The following is an 18,284-nucleotide window of genomic DNA, read 5'->3' as shown; positions in this document are numbered from 1 at the left end:
TTCCCTTCGATCCGGTGGTATGACTATACCGGTACTATCATTGGTGCCATGGTACGCGTTCCCCTCACTCCCTCCGAAATCCGACGAGGTCAAGACTTGGGCGCGGCCCTGCGCGCGGCACGCGGCTCCCGAACCATGGTGGACGTCGCTTCACGCGCGTCCATCTCCATGGAGACCTTGCGCAAGATCGAAACCGGACGCAGCCCCACCCCTGAATTCTTCACGATCGTTCGCATCTGCCGGGCGCTGGACATCACAACGGATACCCTCCTGCAGGTCAGCGCAGACGCATCCGCTGGTGTCCCGACCGCGTCATAGCCCCGGCACCCTCGGGCCAGGAGGAGCCCTGTGGCCAGCTCCGCGCCTCCCCGGGCATAACTCCTGCAATTCGCGGCGCCGGCAAAAAGCCGCCGCGAGCTTCCGGGCATCCGTTTCCGAGGCCGCACAGATTGCAGGAGTTATGACGGCCGGAACGTTTCGCGTCTGGCGACGGATGGCCTCGGCCGACAAGTGGCTGCGGGTACACAACGGGCAGGAATGGCCCGACTACTACTACGACGAGGCCAACCGCGCCGCCTCCGGCAGTTGCCCGTGTAGGCCGCCTGACCGAGCGAAAACAGGGGGTGCCCGCACCTCCTCTGGCATAACTCCTGCACTGTGCAGCGGCGACAGAAAAGGTGCCGCGAGATTACGGGCATCCGTCGCGGAGGCCGCACAAATTGCAGGAGTTGTGCCGCGGCTCGGCTGCGTCTCCAGGTATTCGTGGGGCGCAGCTGGGTGCAGCCTGCCAATCTGAACCGTATTCACGCTTCGGGAGTACTGTCCATGACATGAAGCGACTGCTTCTCCCTCCCACTACCGAATCCCTCACGCAGGCGATCAGCGCCGAACGCACGAGGAGGTCAGCGGCGCGCTGGGCTGCCAGCCGGGCAATCTTCTGGCCGGACGCTGCCCGCAGCTCACAAGCGGGCACGCCGGAGCAGGGAGCCGACTCGGATTCCGCTCCGAACGAAAGTCCGTATCCGCTGGCATAACCACACTGCGCCAATCAGGGAGCGGATGCCTGCAGCAGGGCGCGTGCCATACCGCGGGCGAGTTCGATGGGATGCGCGAATGTTTCCATGCCGATAGTGACAATGAAAACCGCCAGAATACAGTCGGGGCGGCCTGCGGCCTCTACTGGTGCCTGCTGCGCCGGGCGGGTAGCACGGCACCTACACGCCTTACTGTTCCTGATCACACCGACGACGGCCCTCACCGGTGCCGTACTGCTGGGCAAGCCACTGACGCTTGTGATGTTGGCCGGGTTCGCGCTGTGCGCCCTGGGCGTTGCCGTCGTGCTGGTCAGCGAGGCGCGCCCACACCGCCGCCGACCGCGGCAGACCTCCCGTGCACGCGCTGCAAGGTCTGATGCGCTGGCCGGGCATCGAACGCGTGTCCGGGGTGCTGGTGCCCGGCCCGATGGGCTGATTTCACCCGTCTCCCACCTGCCTTTGGCGTTTACGGAGGCTTTGCTCAGGTGCGCGTATACACAATGGAGACCCCAGCCAAACCGAAGGGCCCCCTATGAGCAATCTCCAGCGCATTCTGAGCATGGCAGCGAAAGCCCTCGACAAGAAGGGGCAGCAGTCGTCGGGTGGATCCGGAAAGACGGATTGGCGCGAGATGGTGCGCACCGCGGCCGACAAAGTCACCGGAGACAGCAAGCCCCCTGCGTACGGCACGCCGCACGCTCCCCTCACTCGTTCGACCCCGGCGTCTGCGGTGAGCGCGGAGGACCGCGCAGCCATCGCCCGGTACGACTACCTGCTGCAGACGGCACAGCCGCAGCAGCTCGAGCAGGTTCACCGCGACGCGTTCGCGCGGCTGACTCCGGCGCAGCGCGACGAGGTCAACGCTCAGTTGCGCGCCGAACTGCCCGCCAACGAATACCCGGCATCGTCCAGCTCCGATGACCTGGCCCGCTCGGCTACGCGCGGCGAAGCGCAGAATCCCGGATTCATGAAAAAGCTGTTCGCGAAACCGTCGGGCAGAGGCGCCGGTGCTCTGGCTGGAGTAGGCATGGGCGCGGCCGCTGGTGCAGGGATCGGACTTGCCGGCGGGTTGCTCGCCGCAGTCGCCGGCGGCGCGGTGCTCAGCACTGTGGCGGGGCCGCTGCTGGAACAGGCAGCCGGATTCGGCGTCGATTTCGAGAGCCTCGCCGGCGGACTCGAGGGCGTCACTGGGGGCCTCGAAGGCGTCACCGGCGGCCTCGAAGGCGCTGCCTCGGGCCTCACCGAAGGTGCGGGCGAGTACGCGACGGGTCTTGGCGACCAGGTGTCCGAATTGGGATCGAACTTCGAGATTCCCGGACTCGGGGCACTCGGCAACCTGTTTGGCCGCGACTAGGGTCACCGCCTCGCCGCGCCCCCACTAGCAGGGGATCTTGGTGTACCGACGTCCTTGGTTGTCGACCGAGGTACCGTTGCTGCCGTAGGCGCGGCATCCGGTGTACGTGTCGCCGCCTCCACTTGACGGGGGCGCAACATAGGGAACATCGGGCGTGACGTAGGGAGCCGGGGCCGATCGGGCTGCACGCGCCGCTGCGTCCGCTTCGGCTTGGGCTGCGGCACGAACTGCGGCGGCTTGCGCTTCGGCCGCGGCCTGCGCTGCTGCTGCAGCAGCAGCAGCAGCAGCTTGGGCAGCAGCAGCCTCCTGCGCAACCGCTCTCGCCTCGGCCAGTGTCAAGACGGACTGCAAGGCCACCGCTTTCGAGCTGAGCGTTTGGAGGTTCTGCGCGTATTTGAGCTTGGGGGTCTTGAGCATGATGGCCATCGAGATTGAGGGGCCGTCCAAGTCAGCCATGTGCTGAAGCGCCGCGATGGCCGCGACAAGTGCTGCCGAACGAGCCAGCAAAGCCGTGACCTCGGCTGATGGGGCCGTCGCGCTGATCGCAGCGGCCACGGCCGCGAGCTCCACCGTGAGGGGCTTCATCTGGGCCGGAACGGTACATTCGACAGCGTCGGAGTAAAGACCTCGCCTCAGCAGCTCAGCCGTCTTCTGCGCTGCGCGCACGGTCTCGTAGTAGGCAGTGTTGTCGCCAAACTTGACTGCCATTCCGAAACCGTTCTTGGCGATTTCTTCACTCACGAACGTGCCGTCAGCGATAAAAACCGCGGCCAGCATACGACCGTACCGGTCGACTCGGTCGTAATCGTATTTCAGGGTGACCTTGGTTCCTTGGGGCAGCAGCGCTGTGAGGAAAGCGGACGCCTCCGGGCCCAGGCATTCCACCGGCTCGCCGGGATCCTTGGTTTCGGGCGTATCGACATTCAGCAGCCGAACGCGGGTCGCCTTGCCCTTCACCGTCATCACCACGGTGTCGCCGTCGATGACGCGCACGACGACGGCCCGCACGGGCTCCGCTGCACGCGCTGGCGACGTGTTGAGCACAACTCCGACCGTGACAACGAGAGCGAGGACCAGAATCGCGGCGATTACGAAGCGGATGGAGCGCGGTTTCCGACTCGATGATTGAGCTGATGCAACGGTCATTCTTCCCCCAGTTGATGCGGCCAGACCTCTACGACGGTCTATTCTGGTGGCGCCGCTCAAGTCATCAATTCTGATTATGCCGGGTTGGAGCCGACCTTCTGTGCATTTCCTGAGGACACGTTGATCCAGTTCGCGGGTAGACGCAAAGTTGGGCCCTCGGCACGCTCCATCGAGCGACAAGAGGGATGGTCGACCATCCGGTTCCGGAAGCATTTCGCCCCCAGGCGAAGGACATTCCCTTCCTCTAGAAGTCCAACGAACTTATCGGGAATGGCTCCGCTGGCTGTGACCCACGACGAGGATTGCAAGCATGCCTCCGACCTGAAGGTGCACATGCGGCCGGAGAGCCCGGCGTGCCAGGAACGCGCCCAGGGCCACAGCCATTCTCGGACTTCCTCCGGACCGATCCTCCGTGATCGAGATCGAGCAGAAGGGTTCTACGAGGCCGATTCTCTGGCGCCTTCCCGGCCAACGGGCCCGGGCCGCAGCGGCGGGAGGGAAAACGCGTTGGCCACGGGCACCGGCGCATTGGCCGGGGGTGAGTGACGCGAGGGTCGACGTTCCTCCACATCAACCAGCAAGCCAGCGGATATCGCTGGCCCTGTGGATAACTCTGCGCGCTTTCCTGAAACGCTCTACATTGTGGCCATGCGCAAAAGTTCACGTGGATTGCTGGTCGGCTCGGTCGTGCTTATTCCGTTCCTGATGCTCGGGTGCGCGTCGGGGTCCAATCCGCAGTGGACGGGCGGCCCTGCGCCGTCTGCTGCCGCGCCAGTGTTCGCCTCGAACCAAGAGGCCCTGGCCGCCGCGACGAAGGCGTACGAGGACTACCTCGCGATGTCGGACCTGATCGCGAACGAAGGTGGGGCGGAGATCGGGCGTATAGCAGACTTGGTTAGCCCCCACTACGTCAAAGACGTGCAAGCTGTTCTAGCCGACTCGCAGGAGGCTGGAGAAATAGGTTCCGGGGCAACCCATTTTGATACCGTTTCTCTGGTCAGATACTACGACGACACTCAAAATAAAGCGTCGGTGATGGCCTATGTGTGTGTCGACGTGACGGATGTTCGCATTTTTGACAGCTCAGGGGTTCTGATCACCCCGGCGAATCGAGTGAATCGAGTCCCAGTGCAGGCGGGCTTCATTTCCAGTTCAGTCGATCCGACCCATCTTCTCGTCGATAGTGAGGTGCCATGGTCCGGCCAGGACTTCTGCTGACTGTTCTACTCGCCTCAGCCGTAGTTCTGACGCCACTTGCCGTGCCCGCTGCGATGGCGGCCCCGGCGTGCACCGTCCGGCAAATTGCGAAAGGCACATGCCCGTCCCCCCGTGCCGCAATAAAGGGGGACGTGCTCAACCTCTCTGACCAGATGGACACGTCGACGGGAGGCACCGGGGAGCCGTCGACGGGGGACGCGGAGTCGTCGAAGAAGAGTGCGGGTGGGCCTGCTGCCGCCAGCCCGCTGCCGCCTGAGGATTACAAGTGGAAGGGGTTGGCTGGCAACCAGGCGTATTACATCGACAAGACGAAACTCACCTCCACGGCGACGCCCGCCCCGGTCTGCGTCACGTGCGCGGCGCCGGTGGTGTCGAGTGTGAGTGACCTAGTGGGGTTCTCACCGCATCGGCCGTGGCAGGACATGCAACCCAATGGGCTGGCGATCGTGGGGCTGGCGGCTAATTTCGTGGCGACGGCATCCGTTCATGTGGTTTCGGGCATTCTGCTCGGCAACCCTGCCGACGTGCGGTTCACGCCGGTGGCGTTCCGTTGGGACTTCGGCGACGGTGCGAGCGGCACCTCGACATCGGGAGGCGCGTCGTGGGACGACCTCGGAGTTCCAGAATTCTCCGATACCGCCACGAGTCACATTTATGCCATCCGAGGAGACTATGTGGCGCAGTTGACGGTGGACTACGCGGCCGAGTTTCGGGTGGGCGGCGGGCCGTGGCAGCCGGTCTCAGGCACGCTCCCAGCAGACGCGAACCCTCTCGACGTGGCCGCGCGCCACGTGAAGAGCGTGCTCGTAGCCCACGACTGCAACCAGAACCCTGCCGGGGTGGGATGCCCGCCCTCCTGACCTAAAACCACCGAGCGAGCTTCTCCTCCACAGGTAAAAATCTTTGGGAGTTTTTCACAGAATGACCCGATCAGGGCCGTTTAGAGCCCGTGAATGTCAGTGGTCGCTGGGAAAATTGAGCCATGACCACTTCAACGGACCACCTCATCGAGAGTACGGCGGCACTCGCCGACACGTACTCTCACTCCCTGGGTGGTGGTGTGTGCACTGAGGAGGAACCCGACGCCGGGGTGGATGTGCAGCGGATGACGAACGCGGGTTTGCTGGCCAGCATGGCGGCCACGTTTGAGGTGGTCAGGTTGGGGCAGGCTCTGCTGATTCGGGAGGCGGGTGAACTCAATGACAGGTTCGAACACGACACCGGCATCGCCGCTCAAACGGGTAACCGAAACGCCGCCGCCGCCCTGACCGATATCGGGCACATCTCGATGGCGGAGGCCGGGCGGTTGGTGAGGGTGGGGAAGGCGACGAAGCCTCGGACGAGCCTGATCGGTGAGCACCTGCCACCGGAGTACGCGGAGGTCGCTCGAGCGGTCAATGCCGGGGAACTCACCGTGGATTCGGCGCTGTACATCACCGCGAACCTCGAGCAGGCCGCCCCTCGGGCGACGACCGAAGACCTCGACGCGGCGGAGAAAGAGCTGGTGGAGTTCGCGGTAACCAACCCGGTCGATTCGGTGCGGAAGCTCTCCATTCGCTACCGGGACGCCCTCGACGTGGATGGGGTGGAACCCCGTGAAGAGGTACTCGTGTCGCGGCGAGGATTGAAGCGAATGGTGCTGCCCAACGGCATGAAACGCTACATTCTCGACGCCGACCCGGTGTCAGCGGCGTACCTGGACACCGCGATCGACGGGATGACCAGCGCGGAACTGCGCAAGCCGCGGTTTGAAGCCCAGGACGACCCGGACGGGTGCGGCGACAACCACGAGATCATCGGCGACGGCCGCACGATGCCGCAACTGAACTTCGATGCCTTCATCGACATCGTGCGTCACGCCCTCTCCTGCACGGAGGGGCTCGGGGCGCTGGATCACACGACGATCATCGTGCGGATGACCCTTGAATCCCTGCAGAGCGGTTTGGGTGAAGCCCAGTTGGACGGGATCGAGCAGCCGATCTCCGCCGGAACGGCCCGAAAGATGGCCGCGGAGGCGTGTCTGATCCCGATGGTCCTCGGTGGCAAGAGCGAGGTTCTCGACTTCGGCCTCCGAAAACGGCTCTTTACGACGGCGCAGAAGCTCGCGGCCATCGAGAGGGACGGCGGCTGCGCCACGGCGGGGTGTAACAGGCCGCCGAGCTATGCCGAGGGTCATCACATTCGTTGGTACAAAGCGCATGACGGGCCGACCAATCAAGCCAACTGCGTGATGCTGTGTAGTGCGTGCCATCATCGGATCCACCGCGAAGGCTGGGACGTGGTCGTGAAGGATAACGTGGTGTACTTCATCCCACCGGCCAGTGTCGATCCGAGGAGAACTCCGCGACGAGGCGGGCGACCGCCGGTGCCAGCACCGAAAGGCCACGACGGACCGCACTACAAGCGGTAATGGGCGGCACGAGCAGGGCGCGGGTCCGAGCACGAAGAGGCTGGTATCCCGCTGGTCGAGGCGCGACGAAGGAGCGATCGACACCGGGTGAGCCGAGTTTGAGGGTCGGCTTGCGGGGTCGAGACGCTCGTACCTCGCTCCTCGACCAACGGGATGGGGAACACGATGCGTTTCCCTAGTAGACCGGGCGGGCCGAGTCTGAGAGTCGGGGGCGGCAGCGGGGCCGGCGCCCTGCCTACATGGCCAGCGCAGGCTCCCCCAGCGCTCGCATCACCGCATACAGGTCGGACTTGCCCTCGAACCCGATCCCGGGCAGGTCGGGCATGGTGACAAAGCCGTTCACGACCTCCGCCCCATCTGGGAAGCCACCGAAGGGCTGGAAGAGGTCGGGGTAGCTCTCGTTACCGCCGAGGCCGAGGCCGGCGGCGATGTTGAGCGACATCTGGTGGCCGCCGTGCGGGATGCAACGCGCGCGAGACCATCCGTTGTCGTCGAGCATGTCGAGGGTGCGCAGGTATTCCACGAGGCCGTAGCTCAGCGCGCAGTCGAACTGCAGCCAGTCCTTCTCGGGTCGCAGGCCGCCGTAGCGAATCAGGTTGCGGGCGTCCTGCATGGAGAAGAGGTTCTCTCCGGTGGCGATGGGCTTGTCGTAGGCGGCGGCCACCGCGGCCTGCGCCTCGAAGTCCAGGGGGTCCACGGGCTCCTCGTACCAGAACAGGTCGTACTGCGACAAAGCCTTCGCGTACTCCACGGCGGTGGCCTGGTCGAAGCGACCGTTGGCATCCACGGCAAGGCGCTGGTGCGGCTCGAGCATGCCCAGCACCGCTTCGATGCGCTGCAGATCTTCGGCCAGCGGCGCTCCGCCGATCTTGGCCTTCACCACGGTGTACCCGCGATCGAAGTAGCTCTGCATTTCATCGGTCAGGCCGGTGAGGCCTCGCCCGGGCTGGTAATAGCCGCCAGCGGCGTACACGAACACCTCCCGGTTGGGTGCGCCGGTGCCGAATCGTTCGGCAAGCAGCTGGAACAGCGGCTTCTCTTCGATCTTGGCCACGGCATCCCACACGGCCATGTCAACGGCTCCGACCGCGACCGAGCGTTCACCGTGCCCGCCGGGCTTTTCGTTGATCATCATGGTGTTCCAGATACGCTCCGGATCGAGGTTGTCGCGCAGGGGATCGAGCAGCGACGCGGGATCCGCCTCGAGCAGGCGCGGCAGGAGACGCTCGCGAATGATGGCGCCCTGGCCGTACCGGCCGTTGGAGTTGAAGCCGTAGCCCACCACCGGGCGACCGTCGCGCACCACGTCGGTGACGACGGCGACCACGCTCAGGGTCATTTTGCTGAAGTCGATGAAGGCGTTCCGAATCGGCGAGCTGATAGGCATTGTCGCTTCGCGTACGTCGACGATTCTCATCGCAGCACCGCCTCGGCCGTCACGGTGGCGAAGGCGACTGCGAGAGCGTCGGAGACCTCCTCGGTGGTGGCGCGTCCGCCGAGATCGGGCGTGCGCACATCCGTTTCAACCAGCACATGACCCATGGTGTCCACGAGCGCGGCACCGGCCTCGGGGTGGCCGAGGTGGTCGAGCATCATCGATGCAGCCCAGACCTGACCGAGCGGGTTCGCCTTGCCCTGGCCGGCGATGTCGGGCGCCGACCCGTGCACGGGCTCGAACATCGAGGGGAACTCTCCCTCCGGGTTGAGGTTGGCCGAGGGCGCGATACCGATGCTGCCGATGATGGCCGCCCCGAGGTCGGTGAGAATATCGCCAAACAGGTTCGACGCCACGACCACGTCGAAGCGGCCCGGGTCGAGCACGAACAGCGCCGCGAGCGCATCGATGTGGTACTCCGAGATCTCGAGCTGCGGATGCTGCTGGCCGAGTTCGCGCAGAATCTCGTCCCAGAAGGGCATGGTGTGAATGATGCCGTTGGACTTGGTAGCGCTGGCCAGTCGCCCCTGGCGATGTTCGGCGAGGGTGATGGCGTAGTTCATGGCGCGGGTCACCCCGAAGCGCGTGAAGATCGACTCCTGGATGGCGACCTCCTGCGGCAGCCCGCGATACAGGCGCCCGCCGCTTTCGGAGTACTCGCCTTCGTTGTTCTCGCGCACCACCTGAAAGTCGATCCCGCCTGCTGGCACGTTGCGTAAGGGGCTCTCGATACCCGGGAGCAGCTTGATCGGGCGCAGGTTGATGTATTGCTGGAACGCCCGGCGAATGGGGATGAGCAAGCCCCACAGCGAAACGTGGTCGGGCACACCCGGAAACCCGACGGCACCGAGCAGGATCTGGTCGCACTCGGCGAGCTGCTCAAGTCCGTTGGCTGGCATCATGGCGCCGGTGCGGGCGTAATATTCGCAGCTCCAGTCGAAGGTCTGCCACTCGAACGCGAAGCCGAAACGGTTTCCGGCCAGCTCGAGCAAGCGTTGCGCCGGGGGCATCACTTCGGTGCCGATTCCGTCGCCGGGGATAACCGCGATGCGGTGAGTGCGAATGGACATGGGTAGAGCCTCCAACTAGGTACTGGGTCTGAAGAATGGGCGTGACGCGCCGGGGCAACTACGCGCCGGCGCCCGAGCCGCCCTCGTGCACGCTCACTCTGGGCTCGATGCCATCCGCTCCGACCACCTCACGCCACGCCTCGAAGCCGCCCTGGAAGGCCACGATTCCGGCCTCGGGAAGCGAGATCTCGATCGCCTCCAGAATCTCGGTCGCCGACACCCCGAGATCGAGAGCCACCCTGATGTGGCTCTGGATGTGCCCTTTCGCCGCGCGCATCACCGTGAGGCTCACAATAAAGATGAGCTCCTTGGTGCGCCGATCGAGCGTGCGCTGGTCGAGGTATGCCGCCGACACCAGGTGGTTCGCGGCCTGCAGCACCGGGAAGTCCTGCTTCGCCATCACCTTGTGATAATCGAGCACATAACCACGCTTACGGGCCATCTCGTCGATGTAGTCCTGTGGGTTCTCAGACATGAGCTGCTCCTTCTGGTTCGGACAGTGCTGGTTCGGACAGTGCTGGTTCGGATCGAAGCTCGACCCGATTGACGGTTTCGACGTAGCGCACGACCTCGGTGTGGTCCAGAGGCACGGCGTGCAGCGGGCCGGCGTCACCGAGCACCCGACGGGCCTCAGCGAGCACCCCCACGGTTTTGTCGGTGATCGGCGTCGACAGCCCCGCGCCGAGCGCCTGAGCGATCGCCACGTCTTTGAGCATCAGGTCGAGCGAGAAGCCCGAATCGAACGTGCCGTTGAGCACGTGCTTGGCGTATTTCACCTCGGTGGCCTGGCTGCGCCCGGTGGAGGAATTCACCACGTCGAGCATCACCGCCGCGTCGATGCCGAAGGTGCGCGCCACCGTGAAGATCTCGGCCGCGGCCGTGAGGTTGGTGGCCGAGAGCAGGTTGTTGAGCGCCTTCGCGGCATGACCGGAGCCGCTCGGCCCCACCTGCGTGATGCTCGTTCCGAGGGGCGCCAAGTGCTCCATAGACCGCTCGCGGTCGGCGGCGGCTCCACCGACCATGATCGAGAGCTCCCCCACCCGGGCTTTCGCCACCCCGCCCGATACCGGGGCATCAACAAATGCGATTCCCGCCGCGGCCGCCTCCCCCGCGAGCCGCTGCGTGCTGTGCGGCTCCGACGACCCCATATCGACCACCAGGGCGCCGGGCTCAAGCTGCACGAACAGCAGGCCCACTACGGATTCGACGATGCGACTGTTGGGCAGCATCAGGATCACGGTACGGATGCCCGCGGGCAGGTCGTCAAGGCCGGCCAGCGCCCTACCGCCCACCGCTGCGGCGAGCGAGCCACTCACCGCGGCATCCACGTCGTACAGCAGCACCTCGTGGGTGGGCGCATACCGGCGCACCATCGGGTCGCCCATTTTGCCGAGGCCGATGAACAGTGTGGTCATGATGTCTCCCTTGACAGTGTGTAGAGAAGCAGAGTTCAGGCGACCGGAACCGGGGGCGGAGTCGTTCGGGCGAGCACCACGGCTATGTACCCAGCCACGATCTGCACCGCGCCCACGATGATCCACAGCGCCACCTCGGGCACCGCCGTGTAGAGCAGGCCGAACGCGAGCGGACCGGCGCCGCTGCCAACGTAGGTGCCGATTTGCATGATGCCGGTGGCGCTCGGCGTGGCCGGACCGGCCACCCTGGACACCACAAAGTGGGTGAGCCCAGGCCAGCCCCACCCGATGCCAAGGGCGAGCAGCATGCCCACCACGAACGTCCACTGCGTGTCGACGGCCATCAGCAGCACGCCCGCGCCGCCGACGCACATCATGGTGGCGACGGTCGCGAGCGCGAAACTGCTGTTGGCCCGGTCGGCGATGCGGCCCACCACCACGCGCACGATGACGCTGAGCAGGCCGCCGACGCTCAGCAGGATACCTGCCCACGCCAACGGAAGGCCGCGCTCGATGCCGCTGATCACCGCGTACGCCGTGACGGCACCGGTGGCCGCGGCCGAGAGCGTGGTGACGCTCGTCATGAGCATCAGGTATTTCATCAGCGGCGGAGTCAAGGGAACATGCGAGCCGCCCTGCCGATGCCGCGAGAGCTCCCCGCGCGGCACCGACCACCAGAACAGACCGCCCACGGCGAGCGCGAACAGACTCGCCAGTCCGAACCCCCAGTGCCAGCCCAGAGTGAGCGCGAGGGCAGGCACAGCGAGCCCGGCCAGGAATGCAGAGAACGGTATCGCGGCCTGCTTGATGCCGAACGCCGTCGCGAGCATGCCGCGCCGCACCCGCAAGTTGATCAGCTGGTTCGCCGCCGGATGGCTGATGCCGTTGGACACCCCGCCGACAGCGGCCCACACCAGCAACCAGGGCCAGGACGGCACCAGGAACGCGCCGCCAGCCAGGCTCAGCACACCCACGACCACCCCGAGCAGCGTCGCCGAGCGGATGCCCAACCACGACACCACCCGACCGGCGAGCAACGACATCACCGCGGCCGTGCCCCAGTAGCTGGCTACCGCGGCGCCGAGCACCCACTGCGGAGCCGGCACATCCAGCTGGATCTGCACGAACAGGGCGCCGAGCAGGAACACCGGCAGTCCGCCCGTGATGGTGGCTCCCACCGCGAGCACCACCGCACCGGAGCCCGACTCGCGCCGGCGCATCACTTACGCACGTGAGACAGCGAGAGTTCCGGTGCCCACCGCCACGCCGCCACCAAGTACCGCGGAGTCGCCGAGGTCGGCAACGGATGCGGCGAGCGCATTCGCCGCATCCGCTCCGATCAGCCCTTCCGCCTTCTGCACGATGTCGGCCCATGTCGCCCGGTCGCCCGGCGCCCCCCGGAAGGATTCCTCGCTCTTCTCGATCACGGTTCCGTCGCGAAGTACCACCTGCACCTCGGCCTGCCAGCGCGCCGGGAACGCTGCCTCGAGCGAGTCGCTGCGGTAGCACTCGACCTTCGTCATCCACTCCATCAGCTCGGCTGCCACCGCAGGAGCGTCGTCGAACTGGTCGACCGTGGCGCGCCCGGTCGCGAGCGCGACCGCCGCGCCGAACGGCATGTTGAACTGGGCGTCCACGGGGGTGTTCACCACGAGTTTGCGAGCTGCGGGCTCTGACACGAGCGACGCTCCCGCCTGAATCACACCGACACGAATGCGCGCCACATCGTCGATGGTGAGCGTCGGGTTCTGCTCGCGAATGTGCCGCAGCAGGTCGATGTTGCCGTGCATGTAGCGGCAGCAGGGGTAGAACTTGATCGAGGTGTCGAGAGCGCTGCGCCCAAACTCGAGCGCCAACTCCCTGCCCGCCACGACGCCCGCGCCGTACTGCATCAGGAAGCCGTCCCGACCCTCGATCGCGGTGGCCGGCGCGGTGAATCCAGCGGCGGCGAGCTTGGCTGCACGGATGCCGGTGGCCGCGGCGTGCCCGGCGTTGAGCCGTTTGGTCCACGATCCGTCGGCCAGAAATTCGAGTGAACCCGACGCCATGTTCGCGGCCAATCCCAGCGCGTGCATGGTCTGCTCCACCGTGAGACTGAGCAGGCGGGCAGCGGATGCCGCAGCGCCGACGCACCCGGCCACCCCGGTGGGGTGGAACCCACGCCCGTAACTCTCCCGGGCGCCGAGCAGCACTCCCACCGAGCACATCACGTCGTAGCCTACGATGGCCGCCGCCAGCACCTCGCCGGTAAGTGCCTGCCGGGTGCTGGCGAGCGCAAGCACGGCCGGAAAGATGACCACGCCGGGGTGCAGCGATGACTCCTCGAACGTATCGTCAAGTTCGAGGCCGTGCGCCGTGATGCCGTTCACGAGGGCGGCACTTTCCACGGTGGCGAAGCCGCTCGTTCCGGCGCCGTCCACCCCATGCAGGGCGGCCGGGAAGAAGGCCGTGGCCTGCTCCGAAATCTCGATCGCCGCGCGGGCCGCGACCGCCGAATCGCGGTGGAAACCCCCGCCGGTGATGGCGTGGTAGTCCAGCAGCAACAGCCGCATCCACTCCGCGAGCTCGGGCGACACAGGGTGGTCGGCCACGGTGTGGGCGGCGAGACGGTGCGAGATGGTGCTCATGTCGGTGCCTTTCATAGCGATCCGGTGCGCAGGCGGGTGGGGCTGAGACCCACGAAGGTGCGGTCGTCTTTCTGGAAGAAGTCGTTGCCCTTGTCATCCACCACGAGGAAGGCTGGAAAGTTCTCGACCTCCACGCGGAAGACGGCTTCCATGCCGAGCTCTGCATAGTCGATCACCTCGACAGAGCGGATGCAGTCCTGCGCCAGCCGCGCGGCCGGGCCGCCCACCGAGCCGAGGTAGAACCCGCCATTCGCCTCGCAGGACGCCGTGACGGCCGCCGATCGGTTGCCCTTGGCGAGCATCACGAGCGAGGCGCCGAGCGCCTGGAATTCGGCGACATAGCCGTCCATACGACCGGCCGTCGTGGGCCCGAACGAACCCGACGGCAGCCCCTCTGGAGTTTTCGCGGGACCGGCATAGTAGATGGGGTGCTCGAGCAGGTAGTCCGGCACCCCCTCGCCCCGCGCCACCCGCTCGCGAATCTTCGCGTGCACGATGTCGCGACCCACAATCAGGGTGCCGGTGAGCGAGAGGCGCGTGCTCACGGTGCAGGCGCTCAACTGGGCACGAATCTCGATCATGGGCACCGTGAGGTCGATGGCGACGGATGCCGACGCATCCGTTATCTCCGCCAGCCCGGTGCTCGGAATGAACCGAGCCGGGTCGCGTTCGAGCTCCTCGAGGAACACGCCCTCCGGCGTGATGCGGCCGAGCACCTGACGATCGGCGGAGCACGACACCGCGATCGCGATGGGCAGCGAGCCGCCGTGGCGCGGCAACCGCACCACCCGCACGTCGTGGCAGAAGTACTTGCCGCCGAACTGGGCACCGAAGCCGAGCTGCGTCGTGAGCTCGAACACCTTCTGCTCGAAGTCCTGGTCGCGGTAGCCGTGGCCGGCATCACTGCCCTCCTCCGGCAGGGTGTCGAGGTAGTGGGCCGAGGCGAGCTTGGCGGTCTTCAGGGCGAACTCGGCGCTCGTTCCGCCGATCACCACGGCGAGGTGGTAAGGCGGGCAGGCCGCGGTTCCGATGCTCTCGATCTTCTCTGTGAGGAACGCGAGCATGCGCTCCTCGTCGAGGATCGATTTGGTCTCCTGGTAGAGGAAACTCTTGTTGGCGCTGCCGCCGCCCTTGGCCATGAACAGGAATTCATACTCGAGGCCCTGCCCGAGGCCGATCTCGATCTGCGCGGGCAGGTTGTTCTGGGTGTTCACCTCGGTCCACATGGTCACCGGGGACATCTGCGAGTAGCGCAGGTTGAGGTCCTGGTAGGCCTGGTAGACCCCGTGGCTGAGGCTGCGGGCATCCGTTCCGTCGGTCTGGATGCGGTGGCCGCGCTTGGCGGAGATGATGGCGGTTCCGGTGTCCTGGCACATCGGCAGCACACCGCCGGAAGCGACGTTGGCGTTCTGCAGCAGGTCGAGCGCAACGTACCGGTCGTTCGCTGAGGACTGTGGGTCGTCGATGATGCGGCGCAGCTGCGCGAGGTGGGCGGGACGCAGAAAGTGGGCCAGGTCGCGGAACGCCGCGTCGGCGAGGGCCTCGATGGCAGACTGGTCCACCTCGAGCACGGTCTCGTCGCAACTGCCACGCAGACGGTAGCCGGCCACGTCGAGCCTGCGCATCGGGGTATCGGTGGGGCCGAGGGGCAACTGGTCGACGTAGGTGAACTCGCTCATCGCAGCACCCCCGTGCCGCTGAGCTCGTCAATGGCGGCGGAGCTGTAACCGAGGTCGCCCAGGATCGATCGGGTGTCGGCACCCACGTCGGGCACCCTGTCCATGCGCACAGCTTGCCCCACCACTGTGACGGCCGGCAGCAGCGCCCGCACCGGACCGGCCGAGGTCTCCACCGTGCGCCAGCGATCTCGTGCGGTGAGCTGGGGGTGGGTGAGCACGTCTTTCACCTCGCGCTGCCGAGCGAAGGCCACCTTCGCGTCGGCGAGGCGGCGTTCCATCTCGGCCCCGTCGTGGGAGGCGAAGACCGCATCGACCAGGGCATGCAGCTCGTCCCGGTGCGTCAGGCGCACACTGCTGGTGGCGAAACGGTCGTCGCCGACGAGGTCCGGCCGTTCGAGCACTCCGGTGCAGAACGAGGCCCACTCGCGGTCGTTCTGCACCGAGAGCACCACGTCAACACCGTCTCCGGCGCGGAATGTTCCGTACGGGGCGATCGACGCGTGGCTGGTGCCAGCCCGTGCCGGGGCGGTTCCACCGTATTCGGTGTAATAGAGGGGAAAGCCCATCCACTCCACCACGGAGTCGAACAGGCTCACCTCGACCTCCGAGCCTTCGCCGGTGCGCTCGCGGTGCACCAGCGCGGTGAGGATTCCAGAGAGGGCGTACATGCCGGCGCCGATGTCCGCCGTAGGGATACCGGTCTTCGCGGGGGCATCCGGGGTTCCGGTGATCGCCACCAGGCCGGCTTCGCTCTGGATCAACAGGTCGTAGGCCTTGGCGTCACGGTAGGGGCCGCTGCTGCCGTATCCGCTGATGGAGCAGGTGATCAGTTTCGGGTAACGCTCGCGCAGTTCGGCGGCGCCGAGCCCGAGGCGAGCCGCGGCATCCGGTGCGAGATTTTGCACGAAGACGTCGGCGGTGGCGAGCAGCTCGTGCATGATCTCGATGGCTTCTGGCCGCTTGAGATCCAGAGCGAGGCTCTCCTTGTTGCGGTTGAGCCAGACGAAGTGACTGGAAAGCCCGTTCACGGTCTCGTCGTAGCCGCGGGCGAAATCGCCGGCGCCGGGTCGTTCGATCTTGATCACCCGGGCACCCTGGTCGGCGAGGTGACGCGTGGCCAGCGGTGCGGCGACGGCGTGTTCGCAGGAAACGACCGTGATGCCCTCAAGGGGCAGAGACTGGGACATATTCAACCTTCAACACTGAGGATAAAATGCATGATTCTCTAAACAATGTATCATTTGAGAACGGAGGCATCTACCCCTCGTTCGGTCGATAATGTTCGGATAGAGTGAGGCGTTGAACCGCCGCCCGGGCGAAAAGTGCGAGGAAAGCGGATGGGAATGACTGAGGCTCCCCCGACAAAACGGGACCAGATCGTCGACGAGCTGCGACGCCTGATTCTCAGCGGCGAACTGCCCCGCGGCGCGAAGCTGCCGCAGGATGAACTGGCCCGCCAGTTCAGCAGCAGCATCACCCCCGTGCGTGAGGCGCTGCGCGCCCTCGAGGCCGAAAACCTCGTGGTGAGCGAACCGCGGCGAGGCGTGCGCGTGGCCGGCATCAACTTTGAGCGGGCCAAGGCCACCTACATCATTCGCCGACTCACCGAGAGCTACGCCATGCGGCGCGCGGCCATCCGGCTCTCCCCCCTCGAGCTGCGTCAGGCCGATCTGCTGCTCGACGAGCTGAACGCGGCCACCGCGCGGCACGATTCGGATGCCGCCCGCCAGCTGAACAAGCGCTTCCACTTCTTCTTCTACGAGCGTTGCGGCGTGCCAAGCCTGGTCGACGAGATCGACGCGCTCTGGCGGGTCTTCCCGTGGGACCTGCTGCTGGACTCCCCGCAGCCGGCCGAGGACTCCGAGGCAGAGCACCGGGCAATGCTCGAGGCGGTGCGCGCCGGTGACGCCGAGGCGGCCGGCCTGGCGCTTGAACACCACATCTCGCGCAGCTTCATCGCGCTGAACGCACGTTACACCGGCAAGCCGCCGGCCGACCCGTTCGACATCACCAACGACTGAGCCGCACGCCGGCCTGCTCACGCGGGCACGGGCACTGGCACTGGCACGCAGCGAGCGAGGATGCGCTCGGCCCGGAGCATGACCGGGCGGTCGATCATCTGCCCATCCACCTGGGCGGCACCGCCGGTCGCACCGATAACGCTGTGTGCCCACTCGACCTCGGCCGGGGTCGGGCGAAACGCGGCGGCCACCGGTTCAAGCTGAGCGGGGTGGATGCAGAGCTTGCCACCGAACCCGAACTGCCGAGCCAGCGCGGCGGATTCGGCCACAACCCCGGCGTCACGGATCTGCACGCTGGGTGAGTCCAGGGGCCCTTCGAGGCCGGCCGCACGCGAGGCCACGACGATGGCCGACCTGGCGTAGTCGAGCACGCGGTCACCCGGACCGGCGTCGATGTCGAGCGCATAGTCGATGGCACCGAAGGCCAGCCGTGTAACACCGGGCACCCGGGCCAGCTCCGGCGCGTTCTGCACACCGAGTGCGGACTCGATCAGGGCCACGAGGGCGAGCCCGGTGAACTTGGCCGAGATCTCGCGCAGCAGCTCGGGATTCTCGGCCTTGGGCACGACAAGCCCGAGCAGCCCGTGGCCGGGCCTCGCCGCGAGGTCGCGGAGGGCGGCCAGCTCTGCGGCCAGGGTCGCAGACCGTTCGGCGTTCACGCGCACGAGTGCGTGAACCGTGTCGGGCCCGGGGGCGAGATGCTGCAGGATGGCGGCGAGGGCATCCGCTTTCGCCTCGGGGGCGACAGCGTCTTCGAGGTCGATGATCACTACGTCAGCCGCCGAAGCAATGGCCTTGCGAAAGCGCTCCGGACGGTCGCCGGGAACGAACAGGGCGGTGATGGCTGTGGTGTACATATTTCTTGTTCTCTTCCG

Annotated in this window: 17 protein-coding genes; 7 read left to right on the top strand and 10 right to left on the bottom strand. The window is 66.2% G+C overall.

All coding sequences use genetic code 11. The features are described from left to right. The first annotated feature begins 48 nt into the window (after positions 1-48). The 3 genes from BJ997_RS02210 to BJ997_RS02200 all read left to right on the top strand — a co-directional run bounded on the left by BJ997_RS02210 (position 49) and on the right by BJ997_RS02200 (position 2,388). Positions 49-318 (top strand): helix-turn-helix domain-containing protein, encoded by a 270-nt coding sequence (locus BJ997_RS02210; protein ID WP_035838235.1) that lies wholly within the window; start codon positions 49-51, stop codon positions 316-318. Positions 319-830: 512 nt separating this feature from the next. Continuing rightward, positions 831-1,034, top strand: coding sequence for a hypothetical protein (locus BJ997_RS02205; RefSeq protein WP_152602292.1), 204 nt, complete (start codon positions 831-833; stop codon positions 1,032-1,034). A gap of 532 nt (positions 1,035-1,566) precedes the next feature. Beyond that, positions 1,567-2,388: a hypothetical protein gene (locus BJ997_RS02200; protein ID WP_035838233.1), complete on the top strand. Its 822-nt coding sequence runs from the start codon at positions 1,567-1,569 to the stop codon at positions 2,386-2,388. A gap of 24 nt (positions 2,389-2,412) precedes the next feature. Here the strand turns inward: BJ997_RS02200 and BJ997_RS02195 are convergent, their stop codons facing one another. Continuing rightward, complete coding sequence (locus BJ997_RS02195; protein WP_052542509.1) at positions 2,413-3,534, bottom strand: thermonuclease family protein; 1,122 nt, start codon at positions 3,532-3,534, stop codon at positions 2,413-2,415. A gap of 603 nt (positions 3,535-4,137) precedes the next feature. Between BJ997_RS02195 and BJ997_RS02190 the strand changes: the two genes are divergently transcribed. The 3 genes from BJ997_RS02190 to BJ997_RS02180 all read left to right on the top strand — a co-directional run bounded on the left by BJ997_RS02190 (position 4,138) and on the right by BJ997_RS02180 (position 7,162). Further along, the gene (locus BJ997_RS02190; RefSeq protein ID WP_183323232.1) at positions 4,138-4,752 is read left to right on the top strand and encodes a hypothetical protein; all 615 of its coding nucleotides are present in this window, start codon (positions 4,138-4,140) and stop codon (positions 4,750-4,752) included. 131 nt (positions 4,753-4,883) lie between these two features. Continuing rightward, positions 4,884-5,612 carry a PKD domain-containing protein gene (locus BJ997_RS02185; protein WP_052542508.1) on the top strand — a complete coding sequence of 243 codons (729 nt, stop codon included), beginning with the start codon at positions 4,884-4,886 and terminating at the stop codon, positions 5,610-5,612. A gap of 122 nt (positions 5,613-5,734) precedes the next feature. Continuing rightward, positions 5,735-7,162: an HNH endonuclease signature motif containing protein gene (locus BJ997_RS02180; RefSeq protein ID WP_183323231.1), complete on the top strand. Its 1,428-nt coding sequence runs from the start codon at positions 5,735-5,737 to the stop codon at positions 7,160-7,162. Between the two features lie 235 nt (positions 7,163-7,397). On the opposite strand, the gene BJ997_RS02175 is transcribed toward BJ997_RS02180, so the two are convergent. From BJ997_RS02175 to BJ997_RS02140, 8 genes are read right to left on the bottom strand one after another with little or no spacing between them, the layout of a single operon-like run. Beyond that, positions 7,398-8,579: a mandelate racemase/muconate lactonizing enzyme family protein gene (locus tag BJ997_RS02175; protein WP_035835597.1), complete on the bottom strand. Its 1,182-nt coding sequence runs from the start codon at positions 8,577-8,579 to the stop codon at positions 7,398-7,400. After that, positions 8,576-9,667, bottom strand: a complete 1,092-nt coding sequence (locus BJ997_RS02170) for a tartrate dehydrogenase (RefSeq protein WP_052541996.1) — start codon at positions 9,665-9,667, stop codon at positions 8,576-8,578. Before BJ997_RS02170 ends, BJ997_RS02175 begins: the two co-directional genes overlap by 4 nt. A 58-nt stretch (positions 9,668-9,725) precedes the next feature. Then, complete coding sequence (locus BJ997_RS02165; RefSeq protein WP_035835598.1) at positions 9,726-10,142, bottom strand: carboxymuconolactone decarboxylase family protein; 417 nt, start codon at positions 10,140-10,142, stop codon at positions 9,726-9,728. Then, positions 10,135-11,082: an NAD(P)-dependent oxidoreductase gene (locus BJ997_RS02160; RefSeq protein ID WP_052541997.1), complete on the bottom strand. Its 948-nt coding sequence runs from the start codon at positions 11,080-11,082 to the stop codon at positions 10,135-10,137. Before BJ997_RS02160 ends, BJ997_RS02165 begins: the two co-directional genes overlap by 8 nt. 35 nt (positions 11,083-11,117) lie before the next feature. Further along, positions 11,118-12,302 carry an MFS transporter gene (locus BJ997_RS02155; protein WP_236628834.1) on the bottom strand — a complete coding sequence of 395 codons (1,185 nt, stop codon included), beginning with the start codon at positions 12,300-12,302 and terminating at the stop codon, positions 11,118-11,120. A gap of 3 nt (positions 12,303-12,305) precedes the next feature. Further along, a complete protein-coding gene (locus BJ997_RS02150) occupies positions 12,306-13,709 on the bottom strand; it encodes an MmgE/PrpD family protein (RefSeq protein WP_052541998.1) in 1,404 nt (467 codons plus the stop codon). 11 nt (positions 13,710-13,720) lie between these two features. Continuing rightward, on the bottom strand, positions 13,721-15,388 hold the full coding sequence (locus tag BJ997_RS02145; RefSeq protein WP_052541999.1) for a FumA C-terminus/TtdB family hydratase beta subunit: 1,668 nt from the start codon (positions 15,386-15,388) through the stop codon (positions 13,721-13,723). Continuing rightward, positions 15,385-16,575, bottom strand: coding sequence for a CaiB/BaiF CoA transferase family protein (locus BJ997_RS02140; protein ID WP_183323230.1), 1,191 nt, complete (start codon positions 16,573-16,575; stop codon positions 15,385-15,387). The genes BJ997_RS02145 and BJ997_RS02140 overlap by 4 nt, the downstream gene beginning before the upstream one ends. Before the next feature lie 156 nt (positions 16,576-16,731). On the opposite strand from BJ997_RS02140, the gene BJ997_RS02135 reads away from it, so the two are divergent. Beyond that, the gene (locus BJ997_RS02135; RefSeq protein WP_160175844.1) at positions 16,732-17,409 is read left to right on the top strand and encodes a GntR family transcriptional regulator; all 678 of its coding nucleotides are present in this window, start codon (positions 16,732-16,734) and stop codon (positions 17,407-17,409) included. Between the two features lie 17 nt (positions 17,410-17,426). On the opposite strand, the gene BJ997_RS02130 is transcribed toward BJ997_RS02135, so the two are convergent. Then, complete coding sequence (locus BJ997_RS02130) at positions 17,427-18,266, bottom strand: HpcH/HpaI aldolase/citrate lyase family protein (protein WP_035835601.1); 840 nt, start codon at positions 18,264-18,266, stop codon at positions 17,427-17,429. Between the last annotated feature and the right edge of the window lie 18 nt (positions 18,267-18,284).

Origin of the sequence: Cryobacterium roopkundense (assembly GCF_014200405.1) — a bacterium.
Classification (GTDB): domain Bacteria; phylum Actinomycetota; class Actinomycetes; order Actinomycetales; family Microbacteriaceae; genus Cryobacterium; species Cryobacterium roopkundense.
This window is presented reverse-complemented; position numbering and strand designations above follow the sequence as displayed.

Bases quoted from the DNA above. Each gene is read 5' to 3' on its own strand.
- BJ997_RS02210 (WP_035838235.1), top strand. From the start codon at position 49: ATGGTACGCGTTCCCCTCACTCCCTCCGAAATCCGACGAGGTCAAGAC.
- BJ997_RS02205 (WP_152602292.1), top strand. From the start codon at position 831: ATGAAGCGACTGCTTCTCCCTCCCACTACCGAATCCCTCACGCAGGCG.
- BJ997_RS02200 (WP_035838233.1), top strand. From the start codon at position 1,567: ATGAGCAATCTCCAGCGCATTCTGAGCATGGCAGCGAAAGCCCTCGAC.
- BJ997_RS02195 (WP_052542509.1), bottom strand. From the start codon at position 3,534: ATGACCGTTGCATCAGCTCAATCATCGAGTCGGAAACCGCGCTCCATC.
- BJ997_RS02180 (WP_183323231.1), top strand. From the start codon at position 5,735: ATGACCACTTCAACGGACCACCTCATCGAGAGTACGGCGGCACTCGCC.
- BJ997_RS02175 (WP_035835597.1), bottom strand. From the start codon at position 8,579: ATGAGAATCGTCGACGTACGCGAAGCGACAATGCCTATCAGCTCGCCG.
- BJ997_RS02170 (WP_052541996.1), bottom strand. From the start codon at position 9,667: ATGTCCATTCGCACTCACCGCATCGCGGTTATCCCCGGCGACGGAATC.
- BJ997_RS02165 (WP_035835598.1), bottom strand. From the start codon at position 10,142: ATGTCTGAGAACCCACAGGACTACATCGACGAGATGGCCCGTAAGCGT.
- BJ997_RS02160 (WP_052541997.1), bottom strand. From the start codon at position 11,082: ATGACCACACTGTTCATCGGCCTCGGCAAAATGGGCGACCCGATGGTG.
- BJ997_RS02155 (WP_236628834.1), bottom strand. From the start codon at position 12,302: ATGCGCCGGCGCGAGTCGGGCTCCGGTGCGGTGGTGCTCGCGGTGGGA.
- BJ997_RS02150 (WP_052541998.1), bottom strand. From the start codon at position 13,709: ATGAGCACCATCTCGCACCGTCTCGCCGCCCACACCGTGGCCGACCAC.
- BJ997_RS02145 (WP_052541999.1), bottom strand. From the start codon at position 15,388: ATGAGCGAGTTCACCTACGTCGACCAGTTGCCCCTCGGCCCCACCGAT.
- BJ997_RS02140 (WP_183323230.1), bottom strand. From the start codon at position 16,575: ATGTCCCAGTCTCTGCCCCTTGAGGGCATCACGGTCGTTTCCTGCGAA.
- BJ997_RS02135 (WP_160175844.1), top strand. From the start codon at position 16,732: ATGACTGAGGCTCCCCCGACAAAACGGGACCAGATCGTCGACGAGCTG.
- BJ997_RS02130 (WP_035835601.1), bottom strand. From the start codon at position 18,266: ATGTACACCACAGCCATCACCGCCCTGTTCGTTCCCGGCGACCGTCCG.